A 17,311-nucleotide genomic window follows, 5' to 3' on the forward strand; every position below is an offset into this window, starting at 1 on the left:
GCTGTCACCTATATATAGATAACCGTAAGGACAACAACTACAACACCGTGACTATTTCCCCTTTTTCTTATGAAAAAGGGTTTTTTTTGTATCACTGGTCACTGGTCACTGTATTACTGGTCACTGGTCACTGGTCACTGTAAATGTTCGCATGCACTAATACTGACCCAGCTACTCGAACCATCTTCCCAGTGTTCTTTCTTCCAAATAGGGGCATTGTGTTTGAGAGTATCAATTGCGTAGCGACAAGCTTCAAATGCTTCAGACCGATGGGGACAACCTACCGCAACTAAAACGCTGATTTCACCAATACCTAAGCGCCCGACGCGATGATGAATCACAACACGATTGGCATCAGACCATTGCTGTCGAATATCAGCAGCAATTTGATAGAATACGCGCAATGCCATAGGGTCGTAAGCTTGATATTCTAGAGCGACTACGGGTTTACCATCTGTTTGATTGCGAACCATGCCACTCATAACTACTACCGCTCCATTGGCAGGAGCATCTGCCTTACCATAAACTTCTTCTAGAGACAATGGTGCAAAAGTAACAGCAAAGCTGTCTTCAGGGTTTGGTTTTATGGGAGTCGCAAATCGATCTGTTACAACTGTGTTCATGTAAGTGAGGGGATTACCGACTCTATTTATGTTACATGGAGGAAACTTGATTTTCAGTTTCCCCCTTGGAAAGGCTACGGTGTACACACTAGTCTGTAATAGCTTATTTAAAGATATACTGAAGACACGCACGAGTTATTTAGTCTATAAAAATTTACTTAATTTAACGAAAAACATCGTCATCTGTCTGAAGACGTATTATTATAATTAAAGTGAAAAAATTATATAACCTTTCTGAGAAATTAGAGAGTAAATTAATGGCTCTTTTCGGCAAAAACTGGATTGAGGCAATTGCTTTTACGAAGCATCTCTCTCTAGCCTACCAATTACTTTAATAATATCCCTGCTGGGCATCAAGCAAATAACTGTAAGTCGCGGGTATTCTCAAGCCAAAATTCAGCAGCACTAGGAAAAAATATCAATGAACTCTATTTTGTCTAAAAATGAAGCAAAGAGACTAAAAGCTCTCCATCAGTATCAAATTCTCGACACTTCACCAGAACAGACATTTGATGATTTGGCATTCCTAGCTGCCCAAGTATGTGCTACACCAATTGCTGTTATCAATTTTATTGACGCTAACCGTCAGTGGTTTAAAGCCAAAATTGGGCTAGACGTGGAAGAAATGCCTATAGATATAGGTATTTGCCCTCATTGTGTCGCAGCATCTGATGTCTTAGTCATTCCCGATACTTGGGCGGACGAAAGGTTTTCTACTAGCCATGTCGTGACTTCAGCTCCCTATGTTAGATTTTATGCGGGAGTTCCTCTCATCACTCCAGAAGGAGAAGCCATCGGAGCTTTATGCGTCGTCGATATTGTACCACGTCCTTACTTAAAAACAGAACAGATAGAATCACTCAAAGCGATCGCACGCTTAGTCATGAGACAACTAGAACTGCGTCGTAATTTAACAGAAGTAGCCAGTATTAAAACAGAGTATAAGCAAGCGCAACAAGCATTGCGGGAAAGTGAATCGATGCTTCGGAGTTTCTTTGACAATCCTTATCAAACTGATGAAGCTAGCACGTGGTTGAAAGCTACAGTCTCCAAAATCGTAGAAAGTTCTACTACAGCACAGCGTTTTGCTTACATAGTTGAAGATATCACCGAACGTAAGCAATCAGAAGAAACATTACGTTGGAAAGAAGCGCTTTTGCGTTCAATGACCGATGTTTCTCCTTTAGCATTTTATGTTGTAGACCATCGCAATGGAGAAATTTTGTATTTTAACGAGCGCTTTTGCGAGATTTGGAACATCGAACACTTAAAAATACCGATGGAAGGCGGCGGACTTAAACACCAAGACGTAATGGAAGTTTGTTGCCAATTTACAGACACTTCACCTTTTACTGCTTGCCCATTATTGCCAAGCGAAACTTGCGATTGCGAAGATGAACTTTTATTAAAGGATGGTCGAGTCATTCGACGATTTTCTAGACGCATTCGCGATGAAAACGATCGCTATTTTGCACGGTTATATATTTTTGAAGATATTACTTCTCGCCAACTAGCAGAACAGCAAATTCGCGAACAAGCTGCACTGTTAGATATAGCAACTGATGCCATTATTGTCCGAGATTTAAATAATACGATTTTATTTTGGAATAAAAGTGCTGAGAACATTTATGGATGGACAGCACAAGAAGCTATTGGTAGGAATGCTAGTGAAATTTTAAATCGGGAACCCTATCCGCAACACTCAGAAATTTTTGATAATGTTTTAGAATCTGGTTCTTGGCAAGGTGAACTACAAAAAATTACTAAATCGGGGAAAGAAATCATAGTCGAAAGTCGTTGGACATTAGTAAGAGATGAATATTCTCAAACCAAATCTATTCTTGTTGTAGATACTGATATTACACATAAAAAACAACTAGAGAAGCAATTTTTACGCGCTCAACGCATGGAAAGTATAGGGACTTTGGCGAGTGGAATTGCTCACGATCTCAATAACGTTTTATCTCCAATTTTAATGTCAGTGCAAATGCTGAAAGCCAAATCTCGTGACGCTCGCACTCAACAAATACTAGCAATTGTGGAAAATAATGCCAAACGGGGTGCAGATTTAGTCAAACAAGTGCTTTCCTTTGCACGAGGAATTGAAGGCGATCGCACTGTTCTCCAAATCAAGCATTTGATTTTAGAAATGAAGCAAATTGTCGAGCAAACTTTTCCCAAATCCATAACTATTGAAACAGAAGTAGAAACAGATTTATTAACCGTCCGAGGTGATAGCACTCAGTTGCACCAAGTCTTAATGAATTTGTGTCTGAATGCGCGAGATGCAATGCCCAAGGGTGGGAATTTAAAAATTTCTGCTAAGAATATTTTCATTGATGAAAACTTTGTCAAAATGTATCTCGATGCTAAAGAAGGTTCTTATATTGCGATCGCACTCACCGATACAGGAGTAGGGATGTCCAACCAACTTTTAGATAGAATTTTTGAACCGTTTTTCACAACCAAAGAGTTTGGTAAAGGAACGGGACTTGGACTTTCAACAGTGATGGGAATTGTGAAAGGTCATGGTGGTTTTGTCACCGTATCAAGCACTATAGATAAAGGAACAAAATTCAAAGTTTATATACCAGCCGTTCAAACAGTAGAAACACAGCAAGTCAAAGATTTAAAAGTACCACCTGGATATGGAGAGTGTATTTTGGTAGTCGATGATGAAGCGGCTATAAGAGAAATTACCAAAGTTTCTTTAGAAAATCATAATTATCAAGTCATTACTGCTAGTGATGGCATAGAGGCGTTAGCGATTTATGCTCAGTATAAAAATCAAATTAGTGCAGCCATTATTGATATGATGATGCCAAATATGGATGGAGCAACCACCATTTGTGCATTACAAAAAATGAATCCGCTTCTAAGTATTATTGCTGTTAGTGGACTAGCAACAAGCGAACAAATACCCTTTGAAGCAAAATCTCCAATAACAGCATTTTTACCCAAACCCTACACAGCACAGGAGTTATTACAAACTTTACATAGTGTTATTATTAACAGTGACCAGTGACCCTCCGGGTTCGCCAGTTCCCTACGAAAGGAGACCTTTCTACAGGACTGGACTCACCAGCGATCAGTGACCAGTGACCAATTCCCCAATCCCCAATCCCCATTACCCCTTATCCCCAGAGGGGACCCCACCTGCCCCTTATCCTCAAAGGGAGCCCCTACCTGCCTCTTATCCCCAAAGGGGGCCCCTACCTGCCCCTTATCCCCAAAGGGGGCCCTTACCTTCCCCAATCCCCAATTTAATACTGGTTGTAGATGATGATAATATAATACGGTTACAAATGCGACAATTGCTGATGCAGGTGGGGTATCGAGTTGCAGAAGCAGCGAATGGCGAGCAAGCACTAGCTGTATATCAAGAAGAACAACCAGATATGGTGCTGCTAGATGCCATGATGCCCGTCATGGATGGATTTACCTGCTGTACTCAATTGCAGGTACTTCCTGGTGGAGCGACAACCCCTGTATTAATGATTACAGGTCTCTATGACCAAGAATCTGTGGATAAAGCCTTTGCTGCTGGTGCCACTGATTACATTACTAAACCCATTCAATGGCAAGTTTTGCGTCAACGAGTCCGCCGCATATTGCAAGCCCGCCGTGCGATGCAAGAATTGGAAATTTATGCTAAACGTCAAGCGTTGGTGGCAGAACTCAGTCAAATAGCATTAGCTGGTTTGAATTTGACTACATTAATGCAAGAAACTGTGGCTCTTGTTTCCCACAGTCTTGAAGTAGAGTATTGTAATATTTTAGAACTTTTGCCGGATGGGAATACCTTACGGTTGGTGGCGGGAGTTGGTTGGCATTCGGAACTGATAGGACAAGCAACGGTGAGTGCTGAGAGTAATTCTCAAGCTGGGTATACCCTTCGTTCTCAAGAAACTACGATTGTTCCTGATTTCAGCACGGAAACTCGCTTTGGAAAACCACAACTCCCACACGCTCGTTCTATAGTGAGTGGTGCTTCGTTGTTAATTCACGGTAAAGAGAAACCTTTTGGAGTTTTAGAAGTTTACACTACAAAAACGCGCACTTTTAGCAAAGAAGATGTTTATTTCTTGTTAGCTGTGACGAATATGCTGGCTACTGCTATTGAACGCCAGAGATTTGAAGATTTTCTCAAAGGAAACGAACTGCGATCGCAATTATTTGCCGATGTCACTTTAAAAATTCGTCAGTCTTTACAAATTGATGAAATTCTACAAACAAGCGTTACAGAAGTTCAACATTTGTTACAAGCAGATCGCGTTTTAATTTTTCGTTTGCTATCTGATGGTACGGGTAAGATCGTACAAGAGGAAGTTGTACCTGGGTATCTGAGCATTCTCGGACACAATATTGAAGAACCCTGCTTTAATGAAGATTACGTTCAACAGTACCGTCAGGGACGCATTAGTTCTGTTAGCAATATTCAACAAGCTCGCCTTGCATCTTGCTACCTAGAATTTTTACAAAAAATAGGTGTTAAAGCTAACTTAGTCGTACCCATTCTTTTAAAGAATAAACTATGGGGATTGCTTATTGCCCATCAATGCGATCGTCCTCGGGAATGGACGAGTTGGGAAACAGAACTTTTACAACATTTAGCAAATCAAATAGGAATTGCTCTAGCGCAAGCCCAGCTTTTAGAACAGGAAACTCGCCAAAAACAAGAACTCGCTCGTTCTAATGAGGAACTACAACAATTTGCCTTTATTGCTTCTCACGATCTACAAGAACCACTCCGTAAGATAAAAACCTTTGGAGAACGTTTGAAAGAGACTTGTGGTAATGCATTGACCGAACAAGGACAAGATTACCTCGAACGGATGCAAAACGCAACCCGTAGGATGCAAGCTTTAATCGAAGATTTACTGACACTTTCAAGAGTTACAACGAGGGCAAAACCTTTTGAGCGAGTGGATCTCACTCAAGTGACACGAGAGGTTTTATCCGATCTAGAAATAAGTATCCTGCAAACAGAAGCACGTGTAGAGGTAGAAGATTTACCTACCGTTCACGCAGATCCCCTACAAATGCGCCAATTGCTCCAAAATCTCATTGGCAACGCTTTAAAATTTCACTGCCAAGGCATTTCACCTATTATCAAAATTTATACTCGACAAGATGCCAGTCAACAGGGACAACTGATTATTGAAGATAATGGTATTGGATTTGACGAAAAATATCTCGATCGCATTTTTAACGTTTTTCAGCGTTTGCACGGTCGTAATGAATACGAAGGTACGGGTATGGGCTTAGCCATTGCCCGAAAAATTGTGGAACGTCACGGTTGGAGCATTACTGCACATAGTCAATTAGGTCAAGGCTCAAAATTTATTGTTTCGCTCGCTTTTCTTTGATAGGGTTTATCATACTTCCATGGGTGTAAAAAAATAACAACCTAAATCCTCTATTGGTTGTATTTTGACGGTCGATGAATGAGAAACCCTCAAAAGGAGAGAATATAGAGTGAAGGGTCGGCATACAACCATCACAATTTTGATGGCTGAAGACGATGAGGATGACCGGATGTTAGTTCGAGAGGCATTGACAGAAAGTCGATTGACTCATGAATTGCATATGGTTACTGATGGCGAAGAGTTAATGGATTATCTCAAGTGGCGTGGTAAGTACGCCGACAAAAAAATTGCACCCCGTCCGGGTTTAATTTTGCTAGATTTAAATATGCCTAAAAAAGATGGTCGTGAAGCCCTCAAAGAAATTAAAGCTGACACTCAACTCAGAAAAATTCCGATTGTTGTGCTAACGACCTCTAGGGCAGAAGAAGATATTCATAGTTCTTACGATTTGGGTGCGAATTCGTTCATTATCAAACCAACGACTTTCGCATCTTTGGTTGAGGTGATGAGGACAATCGGAAAATATTGGTTTGAAATTGTAGAACTGCCACTATAAAAAAGGAAGGCAGAAAGATGAAGCAAATCCCCATTAAAGTTCTTCTGGTTGACGATGACGAAGATGATTACACGTTAACTCGTGATTGGTTCCAAGAATTTCAGCTTTGCTACTGTAAGTTGGAATGGGTAAGCAATTATGAGTCCGCAAAGGAGGCGATCGCCACAAATCAACATGATATCTATCTTGTTGATTACCGTTTGGGAGCGCAAAATGGGTTAGACTTATTGCGCGAAGTGCTCTATAATGGTTGTTCTTCTCCCATTATTTTACTGACTGGTAAAGGAGACCGGGAGATAGACATTGAGGCAATGAAAGCAGGTGCAGCAGATTATTTAGAAAAAGGTCAATTGACCGCACCTCTTTTAGAACGTGCTATCCGCTATGCTTTTGAGCGCAAAAGGGCGGAATTAAAAATCCGCGAACAGGCAGCTTTACTAGATGTTGCCACAGACGCAATTTTTGTCAGCGATTTAGAAAATAAAATTTTATTTTGGAATCACGCATCTGAAAATCTTTATGGGTGGTCAGCAGATGAGGCAATTGGTAAGAAAACTTTAGAACTTTGGGAAGAAAAAGATCGCTTGCAATTCCAAGTGGCGATTGATACTTTGATGAAGCATGGTTCTTGGGAAGGCGAACTCCATCAAAAAACAAAGTTAAACAAACAAATTGTTGTTGAGAGTCGTTGGACGTTAGTACAAGAGTTCGATAAAAAACAACAAACTATTCTAGTTGTTAATACTGATATTACAGAAAAGAAAGAACTAGAAGCACAATTTTTCCGCGCTCAGCGTTTGGAGAGTATTGGGACTTTAGCAAGTGGTATTGCTCATGACTTGAACAATGTTCTTGCCCCTATTTTGATGACAGCACAGCTTCTAGAATCACAACTCCGTGACGAACGTAGTAAGCGACTATTACCGATTTTGATATCTAACGCCAAACGGGGAGCTAATTTAGTTAAGCAAGTGCTTTCTTTTACTCGGGGTATAGAAGGCGATCGCACTCTCTTACAATTAAATCACTTGATTCGAGAAATTCAGCAAGTTGTCAAAGAAACATTTCCCAAATCTATTGAGTTTTCCTGCCAAATACCGCAAAACCTCTGGGCTGTTTCAGGAGACGCCACTCAAATACATCAAGTCTTAATGAATTTATGCGTGAATGCTCGCGATGCCATGCCTGATGGAGGTTATTTAACTATTTCTGCTGAGAATCTTCTAGTTGACGAGAATTACGTTCGAATGCACATAGATGCTCGCGTTGGGTCTTTTGTTATCATCTCTGTTGCAGATACGGGAATTGGTATTCCGTTGGAGATTGTAGACCGCATTTTTGAACCATTTTTTACCACAAAAGACATTGGCAAAGGAACAGGTCTCGGTCTTTCTACGGTACTTGGTATTGTTAAAAGTCACAACGGCTTTATTAACGTATATAGCGAAGAAGGCAAAGGCAGTGAGTTTAGAGTGTATTTACCAGCACAACAAATTACAGAATCCTTTGAAGATCGAGAAACGGATTTACCAAGCGGGAATGGAGAACTGATTCTGGTTGTAGATGATGAAGATTCCATTCGAGATGTTACCAAGACATCCTTGGAAAGCCACAATTATAGAGCAATTGTAGCTGGTGATGGAATTGAAGCAATTGCCCTTTATGCGGAAAATCGAGATAAAATTTCTCTTGTTTTGACGGATATGGTCATGCCATCCATGGATGGATTAACAACTATTCGCACCCTTCAAAAGATTAATCCAGAAGTAAAAATCATTGCTGTGAGCGGGCTTGCTTCTACGGAAAAGATTAGTGCTATTACAGAAGTAGGGGTCAAAGCTTTTCTACCAAAACCATACACGGCAAAGCAACTTTTGTCAACTATACGACGGCTAATGGATAATTGATAATTGCTAAAATGTAAGCCGAAATAACCCCCCTTAGTCCCCCCTTGGTAAGGGGGGAAACAGGCAGGAAACTTATTTTCCTCCCCTTTATAAGGGGAGGTTAGGAGGGGTAAAATTCAAGGAAGAGACGCGGAGATTGTGGGACGCGGGGACGCGGAGATATTTCAGATGGGGATTGAACCCCAACCTACTTGAGGCAACTTACAGAAATTGGGGTTTTAGACCCTTTGGGGCTGTCGCCCCGGACAAGGGAGCAAGCGACTCTCCGCGTCTGGTGTGTCTCTACGCCCCGCGTCTCTTTGAGAATATGCAGCTTCATATTAAATTGGTATAAAACTGTATATACTTTAAGAAGTATGAGCGATCGCCGTTCTGAAATTTTAGCAGTCAACGACGCTTTCTACCGAGCGTTTGAAAAAAAGGATATCGAAGCAATGGGCGCAGTGTGGTCTCAAGGAACTGGCAGTCGTTGCATTCACCCAGGCTGGAATGTGTTAAATGGTTGGAAAGATATTCAGAGTTCTTGGACTAAAATCTTTAAAAACACAGCTTATGTTGAGATCGATACCAATATCATCACGACAGAAGTTCGCGAGAATATTGCCTATGTTATCTTGGTAGAAAATGTTCTCCAAATTGCAAATGGAAGAAAACTGACAGCTCAATCCATAGCAACAAATGTATTTGAACTTCTCGGTGGTAAGTGGTATCTAGTTCACCATCATGCAAGCCCAATTATGAAATGATACCAGAGCTGAGTTCTAGAGGTAAGTTGGCTCAGACTCTTGTGGTGCGGGGCGTCCCGCCCGCCACTAGCATAGGACGGGCGTCCTCGCCCGTCCCACACACAATCTAAATAATTTATTTCTTAGAAATCTCTTAATCTCCAATTAACTCCACACCATCTCGTCCATCAACTTCATGTAAGAAAACTTTCACAATTTCATCTTTTGCCGTGGGCAATTGCTTGCCAACAAAATCTGGATGAATTGGTACTTCACGATGACCTCTATCCACTAGCACTGCTAAACGAATTGATTCGGGTCTACCGTATTCATTCACAGCATTCAATGCAGCGCGAATTGTCCGACCTTTATATATAACGTCATCTACGAGAACAACTGTTTTACCTGTCAGGTCAAATGGAATATATGTTTTTACTGGCGTCCGCAACCCTATGCGATCGAGATCGTCGCGATAAAATGTAATATCTAGTGCTCCTACTTCTGGTGCTACACCCTCAAGTGCTTCAATTTGACGTGCCAACATATGAGCTAATGGCACTCCCCTAGTATAAATACCTATTAGAGCCAGTCGGGATACGAGCGGCGTTTTTTCTACAATTTGAGAAGCAAGGCGATTGGCAGTACGGCGGAGTTCTTGTGGTGACAGAATTTCAACGACTTTAGCTTGAGTAGATAAAACCATAGATTGATACCCTGAATATAGAGCAAGGTGTTAGGAATAAGGTATTGTGAATGAAGGGTTATAACCAACCCCTCACTCTTCAATTATTCCCTACATCTATGATTACCTGTTTTTACTTGAGATGAGTACTGCTCTCGTTACAATTGTAGCATCAACTTTTGGGCTGAGGTTGTTTTTGCAACTGCTACAATACAAGCAATACTTAACCAAAGCAAAAAACAAAAGCGAGTGAGTTGTAGGGCGTGATGGATAGAATTTGCGGTGATGGGATTTTTTGCATCTCCAAGCAAAGGTTTGTGTTTTGCAACGCCATGATACCAATTAGTACCTCCTAACTGCACTCCCAAAATAGCAGCGTAGGCGCATTCACTCCAACCAGAGTTGGGACTCGGATCGGTAATCGCATCTCGACGACAAATTTGCCAAACATACAAAGGTTTGCCTGAAATAAGTGCAAGAGTTAATACTGTTAAACGACACGGAATCCAAGTTAAGCAATCTTCTAAACGAGCACTAAACCATCCTAAATATGTATATGGTGCTTCAGGGTAACCTATCATTGAATCAAGAGTGCTACTCGCCTTATATGCTAAAGCGAGGGGAACAGAACCTAGACTTGGTAAAAGTACACCAATAATTGCATAGAAAAGAGGAGCCATAACTCCATCGGTAGCGTTTTCCGTCACTGTTTCTAGAATAGCTCGCAATATCTCTGATTCTGTCAATTTATCGGTATCTCGTCCAACATAATGACTTAAAAGAAGTCGTGCTTCGGACAAGTTTCCTGTTGCTAAAGCTTGTAAAACTGTTCGAGCCGCATCTCTCAAACTTCGACCTGCAAAACAGCTGGCTAACAGGATACATTCCATTGCTATTCCTAAAAGTGGATGCAATAATTTAGTAACTAGAATAAAAAAATATCCAATAGTGCCACTACCTATTATTAAAACGATCGCGATCGCAATTCCAGCTATGCGTTGTGTCAGAGAATTATGACAATAAGTTAAAGCAAATTTCGTAAACAGAGAAATAAACCACCCCATAACTTGGACTGGATGGGGCAAATTCCGAGGATCGCCGATCGAGTAATCTATAGTAGCAGCGATGATGAGAATAACAACAGAGTCAATGGTCATTTGTCATTAGTCATTAGTCATTTGTTCTTTGTCCATCGTTCTAACCAATGACCATTGACAATTGACCAATGACACTTGACCAATGACACTTGACCATTGACTAAACAATAAAACTTGCTTCTTCGCCAAGAGAAGCTTGCCAACTACGAGCGTCATAATAAAGATCTGCCAGAGTAATACTGTATATAGCTTCTTTCAGTTTTTGGTGCAATCTCTTCCATAGGGTGTGAGTTACCCAATCTTCTGCTTGTGTTGGAGATGCTTGGTGATGGGGTAAAGGTTCAATCGTTTCACCAACGGCTTCTAAAATTTCTCCTAAAGAAATTTGTGACGGAGAACGAGCGAGTTGGTAGCCTCCGATGCTACCGCGAATTGATTTAACCAGTCCCGCACGACGCATTTCTATTAGTAGTTTTTCTAGGTAAGGTGCCGGAATATCTTGGCGTGCGGCTATAACTTTAGTCGATACAGGTCCGTATTTTGGCTGTAAGCTCAAATCAAGCAATGCTTTTACACTATAGTGTCCTCTGGTCGTTAGTTTCATTTTAGTCATTGGTCATTAGTCATTAGTCATGAGTCATTAGTCAGGTGGTCACTAGTCATTGGTGAGAACAAAGGACAAAGGACAAAGGACACTTGACAAATGACTAAAGTTCAGTTTTGCTTATCATTCTGTGTGCCAATTATTGTAACTGCTGCAAGTAGGCAACCCTTGTAGCTTAGTTTAGGAAACTTAAACAAACAAGGAGTGACAGTCTTCAGCAACTTAAAAACTATAGCTATCACCATTATGTATCTTCTTTAGACTATATTTTAGTGAAAAAATGAAGTGCGAGCGCAAAATTTTGCTCTTAATATGTAATATACTTAGCTAAGCTAAGAGGAAAACAAAAGGTTTCTGCTCGCATTACCTCAACCTCAGCTAAAATAAAATCGATTAATCCTATTTGACCATTCGTTTGTGAATTAAGTTGATGGCTAAACAGAAAAAAATTGAACCCCTAGTCGGAGAAGATCTGCTCAGAAAAGTCAAAGAGCTAGAGCACCTCAGTAAAGAAGAAAAAGCTAAACAATGCGGCTACTACACCGTAACCAAAAACGGTATCGAGCGCGTCAACATGATGAAATTCCTAAATGCCCTAATTGATGCCGAGGGCATTCAGTTAGACAGTGCTCCTAGTGCAAACGGACGAGGTGGACGAAGTGCTAGCTACAGAATCAGCGTGCAGTCAAACGGTAACTTATTGATAGGTTCCGCCTACACAAAACAAATGAATCTCAAACCAGGAGATGAGTTTGTCATTACTTTAGGCAAAAAACATATTCGCTTGAGACAACTAGACTCTGAGGAGAGAGAAGCTCTTGAGGCAGAAGAAGCTTTAGTCTAAAGAGTCATTGGTCATTAGTCAGTGACCAGTGACCAGTGACCTTTTGACCTTTTGACCAGTGACCTTTTGACCAATTACTAAATACTGACACTTGTTTTTATAGTCATTGGTAAGTAATGACGAAGAGACCTGCGCGTAACTGCAACGTTGCAGGTCAAAGCGATTTGCTCGCGTTCTAATAAACCTAAAATTCGTTCTTGGTTATCTCGGGCAACAACAGGTAACTGATGTAAACCTCGACCTGCCATGCGATCTAAAGCATCAGCAAGAGGTTCATCGAGCCATGCATAGAGAAGATCGGTAGTAGAAATATCTATGAGGGTTTGCTTGGCGATGTCAGCCCGAATTTCACTTGACGAATTTGGGTATTTTTCCCAAACAGAAAGAGCGCGGTTGATATCTTCTAGAGAGACGATACCAACAAGTTGTCCTGCATCATTAACAACTAAAGCGCTACGGCATAAGTCTCCTGTCATTTCCAAAGCAGCTTCAATCACCGTCATGGTTGATAGTAGCTTTTTGGGACAAGAGAGCATAGCATCTTCCACTAAAATTTGCCGTAAGATATCTGCTTGTTCGTCTTTCAATTCAGAAAGACCAATTTGTTGTAAATTAGTGTTTGAGTTGGAATTTGGTTTCATTCTCTCTACCAACCAAACACTTAAACCTACTGCCGCCATTAAAGGTAAGACAATACGATAGTCTCTCGTTAATTCAAACAGCATTAGAATAGCTGTAAGCGGTGCTCTAACACTTGCAGCCAAAACAGCAGCCATTCCTACCATTGCATAAGCAGGCGGACCCGCCATAAACTGACCAATTTCAGGTGCAATCCACGCTAAAATCTTGGCATAAGCCGCTCCAAAGGAGGCACCTAAAAACATAGCAGGAGCAAACACGCCACCTACAAAACCACTACCAGCACTGATAGCTGTCATGCAAAGTTTCACCACAAGTAGCACGACGAGTAATTGCAAAGAAAATTCTGCATCTTGCAACATCGCTTCTACAGTGCCATACCCAATCCCCAAAATTTGAGGGAGAAATATGGCAACTGTACCAACAATAATTCCACCAATAACAGGATGAATAGGTTCGGGTATGCGTTTCATCCATTGAAAATAAGGCACTTTTCCGTGGAAGCAAGCTTTTGCCAGACGGATTGACTGGGTGTAAGCAAGAGAAACTACACTAGACCCCAAACCTAAGCCAAGATATAAAGGTAATTCCAAAGGGCTGCGGACTTGGTAAGCGGGTAAGGTAAAAGCAGGCTGTGCGCCTAACCCAATTTGAGCTACAAGTGCGGCAACAACTGCGGCTAGTAAAACCACACTCACAGCAGAAGTCGCAAAGGCAGTCGTACCCAAAACCACCTCCAAAGCAAAGAAAACCCCTGCAATGGGGGCGTTAAATCCAGCAGCTAAGCCAGCAGCAGCACCAGCACCCAAAAGCAAGCGTTGTCTTTCTTGTGAAACTTGCTGCACCACAGATAACAGCAAACCAAAATTAGCCCCAATTTCCACACTGGGTCCTTCTGGTCCTAATGAAGCACCACTCCCCAAAGATACAGATGCAGCCAGCATTTTGGTAACCGGTCGTAGTTTTCGCTGAATCTCTCCTGGGGAGGAAGCGGCGATAAGAGATGACAGTCCCGGACCAAAATCAGAGGTACGCCAGCGCATGAACCCGACAATCGTTCCACCCAGGGTAGGGACACAAGCAAGAGTCCAAGCACCCCAAGCCCCAATAGCGCCCATGAAATTTTCCAGCATGAGATGGTGAATGATATCAATGAGGTAGTGAAATGTGACTACCCCCATTCCACTGCCACCTCCTATCAGCACTGCTAAAAACAGAACGACACTTTCTGGAGATGGCTGAAAACGGTTAAGTAAATCGGTTAACTGGGCAGAAAGGAAGTGAAAAGCAGGTTGTTCCACAACCTTCCTCAATTGAGTAGAAGGCAAAAGGCTCATTGGGTGGAGGAGTAAATCTAATAAAAAATTTAAATTTTTATGTCTTACACTTCATTGTGAGCGATTATTTATCAACCAGACAAGTAGAATCTGGGGATCGGGGACTGGGGACTGGGGACTGGGTACTAGGGACTAGGAACGATCTATTTCCCAATCCCCATTGCCCCTTATCCCCATTGCCCCTCAACAAGGAGGGGGCCCCGAGTTCCCCAATCCCTATTGCCCCTCAACAAGGAGGGGGCCCCGAGTTCCCCAATCCCCATTGCCCCTCAACAAGGAGGGGACCCCGAGTTCCCCAATCCCCAATCCCCCATCCCTAATTTCCTCATGCTTCTTTATTAAATTTACAAAGCTTTGGTTAAAAGATTGCAAGCACTCAAAATTTTTGCGGAGACAATGCTTAAATGAGAAAGAATGGAAGGTCAGCAAAAGGATAAAGTATGAACGATAAAGGATGAAGTAACCGCCTCGTAGGGGCGCGGCTTGAATCATACGGTAAATACTGAAGTGCTTGAACGGAGATTGCGCCCACAAGGGTAAGGTTTGAGGTCATTTCTTCACTTTAGCCTTCATCCTTTACACTTCACACTTCTTGGGAGTTATAAACTACACACTTCAAACAGAGGCGTGGTGGCTTCCCTAGCACTAGAATTGTATGGGAAGCCGAAACACTAACAATTCAGTGACTGATGGCTGATGTCAGAACACTGGGTACTCTACGTAAGTGTCACCGGAATTTCTATATAGCTGTTGTTTTGTTATTAAAGCGAGTAAGTAGACTAGGCGGACGAGGTAGATGAATACACACATCTTTGATAATCATTATTTGACTTGCCCCATTTGTCAGAAAAACGCTGCACGAAAACCAATAAAAGCGTGCATCGGATTGTTTTCTTGTCCGTACTGTCAGGAAAGGCTAGTGGTTTGTCAAAGCGGTCATTACGTCCGCGATCCTTTTTCATACAGACACCAGGTGTCTGTTTCATCTTCCCTACGCCGTCAAAGCAGACCCCTAGCTCGGATTTTACGAGATTTTGTTATTCTTAAGCATCCTTTGGTAGCGCTTGTTGTGGGAAGCGCTATTTTGCTTGGTGCAATCGGTATCACCCAACAACAAACTACAAATTACGATTCTCAAGAACTTCCAAAAACAGAGAAACAGTTTTGAATCGTTAGTGGTTAGTGGTTAGTGGGAAGTACAACTAACAAATGTACGGGCGCAAGGCATTGCGCCCCTACTAAATAACTCTCAATCTTTTGTAATCAGTACCCAATCATCTGTCTGACCAATTTGCTTGACAGAATCTAGATGTAGGTTTTTACGGGCAATATCATGTAGCAAGAAGTAGGGTTGCTTGTCGTTTAGCCAGTATCTATCGAGTTCAGCAATAGATGCGGGAATAATAGTGCGATCGCTATAAAAATCTAATGATGGGCGATGATAAGGGAAAGATGTATAAATCTTTTTTACATCGGAAGGTACTACTGTTTGTATCATCTCAGCGACGGGTTTGACAGGATAAGCTTCTTCTAATTCCCAAACCCAATGCTTGGAGTACATTAATATTAACAGCGATACATAACTACCCCAAAATAGAACTTTCAAAAATTGCCCGTCACCTCGTTCTGCTAACACAGCAGCTAAAGCCATTGTTAACGCTACGGCAGCAAAAAGCAGTTGTAACTCCGGTCGAGATGCACTTCCTATACTGTAGGATACACTGAGAGCGATCGCGACTACCGCTAACACAGCTAAAGAAACGACCACAAACCGAGGATAAGGTGATAACAATTGTGAATCTTCAGTTTCTGAGATTTTTGCCCCACAAGCTAGGGCTAAGCTAGGATAGATGGGAAATACGTACCAAGGAAGTTTGGTACTCATTAAAGATATAGAAATTAAGTAAACGCTGCTCCATACCAATACCAGTTTTGCCCAGCTTAGGTTCCGATTTTCCCAAGTTAAACGCAAACTCGGAGGTAAGAAAACTAGCCAGGGCCAAGTGTACTTGAAAATTTCTAACAAGTAGTACCAGGGTGGTCCAGAATGGTTCTCAACAGATTCCCAAAGACGGCTGAAGGATTGACCTACTACACCAACTTTGGTAAATATTTGACCGTAATGTACCCATTGAGCACCGTACCAAAACATTACAGGTACACTGCCAAGGAAAATTCCCAACCACATATACCAACTGCCTAACAGTCTTGGCGTGTCCCAAAAAAGAAATAACAGTGCGATCGCACCCAACAATAAACCAAGTATACTTTTTGTTAGGCAAATTAACCCAAAACCAATACCAACTCCAAGACAGTAACGTAAATTGCGACGCGATCGCAACAAGCACAGCATCATCAGCATAAAAAAACAGACAACAGCCCCATCCAACATAGCCAACCGTCCGTGACGCACGACAGGTAGCATAGTCAGGTAAATTAAAGCGCTATATACTGCTGCATGACGCTTGCGAAATATTTCTCGACCAATGTAATAAAGTAAAGGGACTGAAATAGCTGTAAGCATAGCCCCAGGTAAACGGGAAGACCATTCATTAACTCCCCAGATAGAGTAAGCCCCAGTAATCAGCAAATGCATAAGCGGTGGTTTGTTGTGATAAGGTTCTCCACCAAGCGTTGGATAAAGCCAAGGCATTGAACCAGCAGGCGCACGCAGGATTTCACGTGCGACTTGTGCGACAGTACCTTCATCCCAATCTCGCAGTGGTAATTCTCCAAGATTTATGGTAAAGAGTAATACAGCTGCCAAAAGCAGCACGATCGCCCATACCCAATCAATCCACTGTTCCGCCGACCGATACTGTTTTTCCAGACGACCCCAAAGAAAGCTTCCTTCTTGCATAATCTAGGACAATTACTGTGCTTGCTGGTTATTGAATGAAACTCCTGACGCATTGTAGACTTGATTGT

The 17,311-nt window shown here is 41.8% G+C and carries 13 protein-coding genes; 7 read left to right on the forward strand and 6 right to left on the reverse strand.

The window, feature by feature from the left end; translation table 11 throughout:
- Nucleotides 1–134: 134 nt before the first annotated feature.
- Nucleotides 135–623, reverse strand: coding sequence for a molybdenum cofactor biosynthesis protein MoaE (locus tag ACKTT2_RS42645; RefSeq protein ID WP_407898001.1), 489 nt, complete (start codon nucleotides 621–623; stop codon nucleotides 135–137).
- Nucleotides 624–1,044: 421 nt separating this feature from the next.
- Between ACKTT2_RS42645 and ACKTT2_RS42650 the strand changes: the two genes are divergently transcribed.
- The 5 genes from ACKTT2_RS42650 to ACKTT2_RS42670 all read left to right on the forward strand — a co-directional run bounded on the left by ACKTT2_RS42650 (nucleotide 1,045) and on the right by ACKTT2_RS42670 (nucleotide 9,201).
- Nucleotides 1,045–3,648, forward strand: a complete 2,604-nt coding sequence (locus ACKTT2_RS42650; protein ID WP_407898003.1) for a hybrid sensor histidine kinase/response regulator — start codon at nucleotides 1,045–1,047, stop codon at nucleotides 3,646–3,648.
- A gap of 229 nt (nucleotides 3,649–3,877) precedes the next feature.
- On the forward strand, nucleotides 3,878–5,992 hold the full coding sequence (locus ACKTT2_RS42655) for a GAF domain-containing protein (protein WP_407898076.1): 2,115 nt from the start codon (nucleotides 3,878–3,880) through the stop codon (nucleotides 5,990–5,992).
- Between the two features lie 109 nt (nucleotides 5,993–6,101).
- Nucleotides 6,102–6,548: a response regulator gene (locus tag ACKTT2_RS42660; RefSeq protein WP_407898005.1), complete on the forward strand. Its 447-nt coding sequence runs from the start codon at nucleotides 6,102–6,104 to the stop codon at nucleotides 6,546–6,548.
- A 17-nt stretch (nucleotides 6,549–6,565) separates the two neighbouring features.
- Nucleotides 6,566–8,455 (forward strand): hybrid sensor histidine kinase/response regulator, encoded by a 1,890-nt coding sequence (locus ACKTT2_RS42665; protein WP_407898007.1) that lies wholly within the window; start codon nucleotides 6,566–6,568, stop codon nucleotides 8,453–8,455.
- Between the two features lie 356 nt (nucleotides 8,456–8,811).
- Nucleotides 8,812–9,201 (forward strand): nuclear transport factor 2 family protein, encoded by a 390-nt coding sequence (locus ACKTT2_RS42670; RefSeq protein WP_407898009.1) that lies wholly within the window; start codon nucleotides 8,812–8,814, stop codon nucleotides 9,199–9,201.
- A gap of 133 nt (nucleotides 9,202–9,334) precedes the next feature.
- Here the strand turns inward: ACKTT2_RS42670 and pyrR are convergent, their stop codons facing one another.
- From pyrR to ACKTT2_RS42685, 3 genes are all read right to left on the reverse strand, one after another.
- Nucleotides 9,335–9,883: a bifunctional pyr operon transcriptional regulator/uracil phosphoribosyltransferase PyrR gene (gene pyrR / locus ACKTT2_RS42675; RefSeq protein WP_407898011.1), complete on the reverse strand. Its 549-nt coding sequence runs from the start codon at nucleotides 9,881–9,883 to the stop codon at nucleotides 9,335–9,337.
- 137 nt (nucleotides 9,884–10,020) lie between these two features.
- Entirely contained in the window at nucleotides 10,021–11,019 is a 999-nt protein-coding gene (cbiB, locus tag ACKTT2_RS42680) for an adenosylcobinamide-phosphate synthase CbiB (RefSeq protein ID WP_407898013.1), read from the reverse strand.
- A 100-nt stretch (nucleotides 11,020–11,119) separates the two neighbouring features.
- Complete coding sequence (locus tag ACKTT2_RS42685) at nucleotides 11,120–11,563, reverse strand: Rrf2 family transcriptional regulator (RefSeq protein ID WP_038076748.1); 444 nt, start codon at nucleotides 11,561–11,563, stop codon at nucleotides 11,120–11,122.
- 430 nt (nucleotides 11,564–11,993) lie between these two features.
- Here ACKTT2_RS42685 and ACKTT2_RS42690 point away from each other — a divergent pair, with 430 nt between their 5' ends.
- Entirely contained in the window at nucleotides 11,994–12,407 is a 414-nt protein-coding gene (locus ACKTT2_RS42690) for an AbrB family transcriptional regulator (RefSeq protein ID WP_407898015.1), read from the forward strand.
- A gap of 77 nt (nucleotides 12,408–12,484) precedes the next feature.
- Here ACKTT2_RS42690 and ACKTT2_RS42695 read toward each other — a convergent pair whose 3' ends face one another.
- Entirely contained in the window at nucleotides 12,485–14,383 is a 1,899-nt protein-coding gene (locus tag ACKTT2_RS42695; protein WP_407898017.1) for a chloride channel protein, read from the reverse strand.
- Nucleotides 14,384–15,179: 796 nt separating this feature from the next.
- On the opposite strand from ACKTT2_RS42695, the gene ACKTT2_RS42700 reads away from it, so the two are divergent.
- On the forward strand, nucleotides 15,180–15,551 hold the full coding sequence (locus ACKTT2_RS42700; RefSeq protein WP_407898019.1) for a hypothetical protein: 372 nt from the start codon (nucleotides 15,180–15,182) through the stop codon (nucleotides 15,549–15,551).
- Nucleotides 15,552–15,632: 81 nt separating this feature from the next.
- Here the strand turns inward: ACKTT2_RS42700 and ACKTT2_RS42705 are convergent, their stop codons facing one another.
- A complete protein-coding gene (locus ACKTT2_RS42705; RefSeq protein ID WP_407898022.1) occupies nucleotides 15,633–17,243 on the reverse strand; it encodes an ArnT family glycosyltransferase in 1,611 nt (536 codons plus the stop codon).
- Nucleotides 17,244–17,311 lie beyond the last annotated feature (68 nt).

Source organism: Scytonema hankhaensis NUACC26 (assembly GCF_045865695.1).
GTDB lineage: Bacteria > Cyanobacteriota > Cyanobacteriia > Cyanobacteriales > Nostocaceae > Scytonema.

What these genes read in the sequence shown, in the direction of transcription:
- ACKTT2_RS42705 (WP_407898022.1), bottom strand. Translation starts at nt 17,243, where the DNA reads ATGCAAGAAGGAAGCTTTCTTTGGGGTCGTCTGGAAAAACAGTATCGG.
- ACKTT2_RS42650 (WP_407898003.1), top strand. Translation starts at nt 1,045, where the DNA reads ATGAACTCTATTTTGTCTAAAAATGAAGCAAAGAGACTAAAAGCTCTC.
- ACKTT2_RS42690 (WP_407898015.1), top strand. Translation starts at nt 11,994, where the DNA reads ATGGCTAAACAGAAAAAAATTGAACCCCTAGTCGGAGAAGATCTGCTC.
- ACKTT2_RS42665 (WP_407898007.1), top strand. Translation starts at nt 6,566, where the DNA reads ATGAAGCAAATCCCCATTAAAGTTCTTCTGGTTGACGATGACGAAGAT.
- ACKTT2_RS42700 (WP_407898019.1), top strand. Translation starts at nt 15,180, where the DNA reads ATGAATACACACATCTTTGATAATCATTATTTGACTTGCCCCATTTGT.
- ACKTT2_RS42645 (WP_407898001.1), bottom strand. Translation starts at nt 623, where the DNA reads ATGAACACAGTTGTAACAGATCGATTTGCGACTCCCATAAAACCAAAC.
- ACKTT2_RS42695 (WP_407898017.1), bottom strand. Translation starts at nt 14,383, where the DNA reads ATGAGCCTTTTGCCTTCTACTCAATTGAGGAAGGTTGTGGAACAACCT.
- pyrR (WP_407898011.1), bottom strand. Translation starts at nt 9,883, where the DNA reads ATGGTTTTATCTACTCAAGCTAAAGTCGTTGAAATTCTGTCACCACAA.
- cbiB (WP_407898013.1), bottom strand. Translation starts at nt 11,019, where the DNA reads ATGACCATTGACTCTGTTGTTATTCTCATCATCGCTGCTACTATAGAT.
- ACKTT2_RS42670 (WP_407898009.1), top strand. Translation starts at nt 8,812, where the DNA reads ATGAGCGATCGCCGTTCTGAAATTTTAGCAGTCAACGACGCTTTCTAC.
- ACKTT2_RS42685 (WP_038076748.1), bottom strand. Translation starts at nt 11,563, where the DNA reads ATGAAACTAACGACCAGAGGACACTATAGTGTAAAAGCATTGCTTGAT.